Origin of the sequence: Salegentibacter sp. (assembly GCF_041642575.1) — a bacterium.
Classification (GTDB): Bacteria; Bacteroidota; Bacteroidia; order Flavobacteriales; family Flavobacteriaceae; genus Salegentibacter.
The window spans coordinates 1-5,600 of record NZ_JBEPWD010000111.1; the positions used below are offsets into that span (position 1 = coordinate 1).

Sequence of the window (5,600 nt, forward strand, 5' to 3'; positions counted from 1 at the left end):
TGAATTTTAGCGAGGTAATCGTTGGTTTCTTTGAATTTTGGTGTTAAACGAGCCAGAAAGCCATTAGCGGTATCAGTCATTTCCATTCCACATTTTGAACATCTATATTCATGAATGTGATCGGTTACGTTTTTTGATACTCTAAGTTTATGTCCAAAAATGCTGCAATAAACCTTTCCGAACGAAAATAAGTTAGGGTTTCTTTTCTTCATAAAGGGTTGATTTTCTTGTTTCTGTAAAACTAAATTATAAAAAAAAGTTAAACTTTCGACAAAAAGTTAAAATTAATCGATGAAATGCAAAAATTTCATTAAACTTTTTTTGTTTTCTATAAATGCCAGATGCCCATCGGGATAGCTAAAAAACCCGGTATTGCAGGCGTTTGAAATCTTTTTAATTTCATTGTAGTCCAGAATTGGATCTTTTTCTCCTGCCATTATATATTTTGGAGTTTTAACAGCTTCAAGCGATCGGCTGTGATCAGCACGTATTTTCATACCCTGAAGTGCCGCAGAAATTCCTTCTTTTGGAAAATTAAGCGCCCGATTTTTCAGTTCTTCTACTTCTGGTTTGAACCTTTTGTTGTTCTCAGGAGTTAATAAACTGGAGATCGCCATATTCACAAAAGCTCTTTTATTTTTCAGCACAAGTTCTGTAGCCCTGTCGCGGTTTATTCTGCGTTCTTCCGAATCTGCTTTCGGGGTGGAATTTATAAGTGCCAATCCGGTAGGAAGGGTAGGAAAAATATTCTGAAATTCCAAATTTACATAACCGCCCATAGAGTGACCGGCGAGAAAAGCCCTTTCAATATTTAGTTCTTCCATAACCGCTTTTACAGTCAGGGCCATATCTTTCATAGTATGAACCTGATCTATGCAACCCGACCTTCCGTGCCCCGGAAGATCTATGCAAACTACCTGTCTTTTTTCCGAAACACTTTCCTGAAAATCTTCCCAGATCTCTGATGACTCGAGAAAACCATGAAGCAGGACCAGTGGGTTTCCTGTTCCTCTGGTAGAAAAATGTATGCTGGTATTTTTATAATTGATTTCCATATATCGTTATCGATGCTGAATGAAAATAAAAAGCCTCGGAATCACAATTTTTTTTGTGATTCCGAGGCTTTAAAATTAACTATTTTCCAAAGGAAAGAATTAAGAGTTCATGATCTCTTCAATTTCCTCGATCTCTATCGGAATATTTCTCATTAAATTAAAAGGCTCTCCTTTTTCCTGGATCACCACATCGTCTTCAAGCCGAATTCCAAATCCTTCATCTGGCAGATAGATCCCCGGTTCTACGGTAAACACCTGGTTGGCTTTCATAGGTTCGGTTAGAATTCCGTAATCGTGGGTGTCCAGGCCTATATTATGAGCAGTTCCATGCATAAAATACTTTTTGTATGCAGGCCAGTCTGGATCTTCGTTTTGAACATCGACTTTATCAAGAAGTCCCAGGTCTAATAGTTCTGAAGTCATTAATTTCCCTACCTCCTTGTGATATTCAGCCCAAATAGTTCCCGGCACCAGCCATTTAGTGGCTTCTTTCTTCACGCGGTTTACGGCATTGTATATCTGTTTTTGCCTGTCTGAATATTTTCCCGATACAGGAATCGTCCTGGTCATATCACTGGAATAATTCGCATATTCTGCACCGGTGTCGATTAGGATGAGGTCACCCGCTTTACATTGCTGATCGTTTTCAGTATAATGTAGAACATTTGCGTTATTTCCACTTGCGATAATTGGCGTGTAAGCGAAGCCTCTTGATCGGTTTCTTATCATTTCATGCCAATATTCAGCTTCGATTTCGTGTTCCCAAACTCCGGGTTTAGTGAATTTAAGTGCTCTGCGGAAAGCTTTTTCGGTGATATCACAGGCTTTTTGCATCAAATCCAATTCTATAGGATCTTTTACTGAGCGAAGTCTTTGCAGAATAGGGTTGCTTTTTGCCACCTGGTGCGCCGGATATTTTTCTTTGGTCTTTTTGATGAAGCGCTCATCCCGGGTTTCGGTCTGAACATTCGCTCTGTAATGCTCGTTAGTGTTGAAATAAATAGTGTCACACTGAGACATTACTTCAAAAAAGATCTTTTCAAAATCCTGAAGCCAGTATACGGTTTTTATTCCGCTAACCTCAAAGGCTTTTTCTTTGGTGAGTTTTTCGCCTTCCCAAACAGCTATATGAGGGTTGGTTTCGGTTAAGAAAAGCATTTCTCTGTGTTCCGGTTTTGGTGCATCCGGAAACAGTACCAGAATGGCTTCTTCCTGATCTACCCCGCTGAGGTAAAATAAGTCACGGTTCTGTTGAAAAGGCATAGTGCTGTCGGCTCCAATAGGGTAAATGTCGTTCGCATTAAATACCGCCAGGCTGGATGACTTCATCTTTTCAGTAAAATTCTTTCGGTTTTTTATAAAAAGGTTTCTGTCTATTTGTTCGTATCTCATATTATTTTTTGTTGCGACGCGTGCTGCATCTTGAGTTAAGGTTTACAAAGTTATTAATATCTAAGAGAGTAAAAAGAAATAGCAGGAATCCCTTTTTATCATTCATAAAGGCCTAAACGATTTTTCAATTTGCGATTTTGCTTTTGTAATTTTTCTACCTGTTTCAGTAAATGATAAATTGCCTCCAGGCCTTCTATATTTATATTTAACTCATAATGCAAACGGCGGAGTTTTTCAAATTCTGTAATTTCTTCGCTGGGAACGTACTCGGTTTTTTCAACCGTAACTATTCTTATAAGTCCGCTTTGAGAAAGTGAGCTTATAAAGGTGTGTTCCACTTTATAACGGGTACAAATCTCTTCGGTAGGTATTAAATCTTCTAAATTCATGAGCGTAATTTTTGTAGTTCCCGGAATAGTTCTTTTTCCTTGTCGTTGAGGTTAGTGGGCAATTGAACATTATAAGTGATGTACAGATCTCCAAACTGATTCTCTTTTTTATACTTCGGAAAACCTTTTCCTTTAAGTTTAACCCTGGTTCCGGATTGGGTTTCCGGTTTCACTTTAAGTTTGACCTTCCCGCTGAAAGTATCTACAGTGATTTCACCTCCCAAAAGTGCGGTATAAAGACTGATGTTTACAGTACTATAAAGATGTTCCTTTTCTCTTTTAAAGGTGGTGTTATTGATGATCTTAAAGGTGATATAAAGATCGCCCCTCGGTCCACCCTGAACACCGGGACCCCCATGACCTTTGATTTTGATGGTTTGCCCGTTTTCTACTCCGGCGGGAATTGTTAACCTGATGTTTTTCCCATTTATAGTAAGTGTTTGTTTCTGACTGGTGTAGACATCGCTGAGGTTTAATTCCAATTCTGCATTATAATCCTGGCCTTTAAAATGTCTGTCCCGACCGGCTCCGTGAGCTCTGGCACTGCTGCCAAACATCTGCTCAAAGAAATCTGAAAATGTATCGTCGTCAAAATTTCCTGAATAGCTATAACCTCCTTGCCGGCCAGCACCTGGACCTCCAAATCCTTCAAAACCACCACCATAGCTTCTTCCCCCTCCAGCTTGTTGCTGTTTGCGGGCTTCCTCATATTGGTCGGCGTGTTCCCAGTCTTTGCCGTACTGGTCGTATTTTTTGCGTTTTTCAGGATCACTGAGAACCTCGTGAGCTTCGTTTATTTGCTGAAACCTCGCCTGGGCCGCCTTGTCATTCGGGTTGAGATCTGGGTGGTATTTCCTGGCAAGTTTGCGGTAGGCTTTTTTGATATCGGCCTGGGATGCCGATTTATCCAATTCCAATAATTTGTAGTAGTCTATAAATTCCATTTGTTCGGAATTAAGTTAGCTTGTATTGAAACTTGAAATTACTAAATTTAAGGCGAACCTACGTTAAGCTTTTGCAAAAAGAAAACGTTTGTAGTGTCAACGTTTTAAAGGGGTTTCCGAAGAAAAAAACAAGCCGATTAAACCCTTCTTTGAATTTATTCTAAATTGCTGCTGAATTGGCTTGGAAAGTTTGTGAGTAAGTAATTCAAAATGTATTTTTGTTGTTAAAATCTTCATAAAATAACTTAACTAATGGGTGGAATACTTAATTCTTCAATAGCAAGAAAAGTTGCTATGGCTTTATCCGGGCTTTTTCTTGTACTCTTTTTACTCCAGCATTTCATAATAAATTTCACTTCTGTATTAAGCGCTGATTCCTTTAACGAGATCTCCCATTTTATGGGAACCAATATTCTTGTTCAGTTTCTGTTACAGCCTATTCTGATCTTTGGAGTCATCCTGCATTTTGTTTTAGGAATTATTCTGGAATTCAGAAATAGAAGGGCCAGGCCAATAAATTATGAGAGTTTTAATGGAAGTGCCAACTCCAGTTGGATGTCCAGAAATATGATTTACACCGGGCTGGTAGTGTTAGCTTTTTTAGGACTCCACTTTTACGATTTCTGGGTTCCTGAAATGGTTCACAAATACGTAGAATCTCATCCGGAAGATCCTACCAGGTACTATCATGAAACGGTAGAGAAATTTGAATCTCCGGTAAGAACAGGTTTATATGTCTTATCTTTCATTTTGTTAAGCCTTCACTTGTATCACGGGTTTTCGTCTTCATTCCAATCTATGGGGTGGGCAAACAAATATGCAAAAGGCGTAAGAGGTTTTACAGTGGCTTACGCCATTCTTATTCCTTTAGGCTTTATATTTATAGCCCTGTATCACTATTTTAATAACGTTTAATACGTAAGATTTATGTCAGTTTTAGAATCAAAAATACCGGCAGGACCACTTGAAGACAAGTGGAAAAACCATAAGAATAATATCAACCTGGTTAACCCGGCAAACAAACGTAATATTGATGTTATAGTAGTTGGAACAGGACTTGCCGGAGGTAGCGCTGCTGCTACTCTGGCCGAACTTGGTTATAATGTTAAGACTTTTTGTTACCAGGATTCTCCCAGAAGAGCACATTCGATCGCTGCCCAGGGAGGTATTAATGCCGCGAAAAATTATCAGGGAGACGGTGATTCAGATTACCGACTTTTCTATGACACTATAAAAGGAGGAGATTATCGTTCACGCGAATCCAATGTATATCGCCTTGCGGAAGTCTCAGGAAATATAATAGATCAGTGTGTTGCACAAGGAGTTCCCTTTGCACGTGAGTATGGAGGTTTACTAGATAACCGCTCTTTTGGAGGGGTTTTGGTTTCCCGTACTTTTTATGCTAAAGGTCAAACGGGTCAGCAGTTGCTTTTAGGAGCATACTCTGCAATGAACCGCCAGATAAACCGTGGAAAGATAAAATCTTATACCCGCCATGAGATGCTTGATCTCGTAATTGTAGACGGAAAAGCAAGAGGAATAATCGCCCGCGATCTGGTAACCGGAGAAATTGAAAGACATAGTGCTCACGCTGTGGTTATAGCTTCAGGAGGTTACGGAAACGTATTTTACCTTTCTACCAATGCGATGGGAAGTAATGTTACCGCATCCTGGAAAATTCATAAAAAGGGCGCCTATTTTGCCAACCCTTGTTTCACACAAATTCACCCAACCTGTATTCCGGTTTCGGGAGATCATCAGTCTAAATTAACTTTGATGTCTGAATCTCTTCGGAATGACGGACGAATTTGGGTGCCTAA

The 5,600-nt window shown here is 39.5% G+C and carries 7 protein-coding genes; 2 read left to right on the top strand and 5 right to left on the bottom strand.

Going from position 1 to position 5,600, the window contains the following annotated elements; translation table 11 throughout:
- From ACESK1_RS11660 to ACESK1_RS11680, 5 genes are all read right to left on the bottom strand, one after another.
- A partial coding sequence (locus ACESK1_RS11660; protein ID WP_372920354.1) for a hypothetical protein occupies positions 1–212 on the bottom strand: 212 nt, incomplete at its 3' end.
- Positions 213–284: 72 nt separating this feature from the next.
- Entirely contained in the window at positions 285–1,055 is a 771-nt protein-coding gene (locus ACESK1_RS11665; RefSeq protein ID WP_372920355.1) for an alpha/beta fold hydrolase, read from the bottom strand.
- A 99-nt stretch (positions 1,056–1,154) separates the two neighbouring features.
- The gene (locus ACESK1_RS11670) at positions 1,155–2,447 is read right to left on the bottom strand and encodes an aminopeptidase P N-terminal domain-containing protein (RefSeq protein WP_372920356.1); all 1,293 of its coding nucleotides are present in this window, start codon (positions 2,445–2,447) and stop codon (positions 1,155–1,157) included.
- Between the two features lie 98 nt (positions 2,448–2,545).
- On the bottom strand, positions 2,546–2,836 hold the full coding sequence (locus tag ACESK1_RS11675) for a chaperone modulator CbpM (RefSeq protein WP_372920357.1): 291 nt from the start codon (positions 2,834–2,836) through the stop codon (positions 2,546–2,548).
- Positions 2,833–3,780 (bottom strand): DnaJ C-terminal domain-containing protein, encoded by a 948-nt coding sequence (locus ACESK1_RS11680; protein WP_372920358.1) that lies wholly within the window; start codon positions 3,778–3,780, stop codon positions 2,833–2,835. Before ACESK1_RS11680 ends, ACESK1_RS11675 begins: the two co-directional genes overlap by 4 nt.
- A 252-nt stretch (positions 3,781–4,032) precedes the next feature.
- On the opposite strand from ACESK1_RS11680, the gene ACESK1_RS11685 reads away from it, so the two are divergent.
- Both ACESK1_RS11685 and ACESK1_RS11690 read left to right on the top strand, forming a co-directional pair.
- Complete coding sequence (locus ACESK1_RS11685; protein WP_372920359.1) at positions 4,033–4,695, top strand: succinate dehydrogenase cytochrome b subunit; 663 nt, start codon at positions 4,033–4,035, stop codon at positions 4,693–4,695.
- A 12-nt stretch (positions 4,696–4,707) separates the two neighbouring features.
- On the top strand, positions 4,708–5,600 hold an 893-nt coding region (locus ACESK1_RS11690), incomplete at its 3' end, for an FAD-binding protein (RefSeq protein WP_372920360.1).

Bases quoted from the DNA above. Each gene is read 5' to 3' on its own strand.
- ACESK1_RS11670 (WP_372920356.1), bottom strand. From the start codon at position 2,447: ATGAGATACGAACAAATAGACAGAAACCTTTTTATAAAAAACCGAAAG.
- ACESK1_RS11685 (WP_372920359.1), top strand. From the start codon at position 4,033: ATGGGTGGAATACTTAATTCTTCAATAGCAAGAAAAGTTGCTATGGCT.
- ACESK1_RS11675 (WP_372920357.1), bottom strand. From the start codon at position 2,836: ATGAATTTAGAAGATTTAATACCTACCGAAGAGATTTGTACCCGTTAT.
- ACESK1_RS11665 (WP_372920355.1), bottom strand. From the start codon at position 1,055: ATGGAAATCAATTATAAAAATACCAGCATACATTTTTCTACCAGAGGA.
- ACESK1_RS11680 (WP_372920358.1), bottom strand. From the start codon at position 3,780: ATGGAATTTATAGACTACTACAAATTATTGGAATTGGATAAATCGGCA.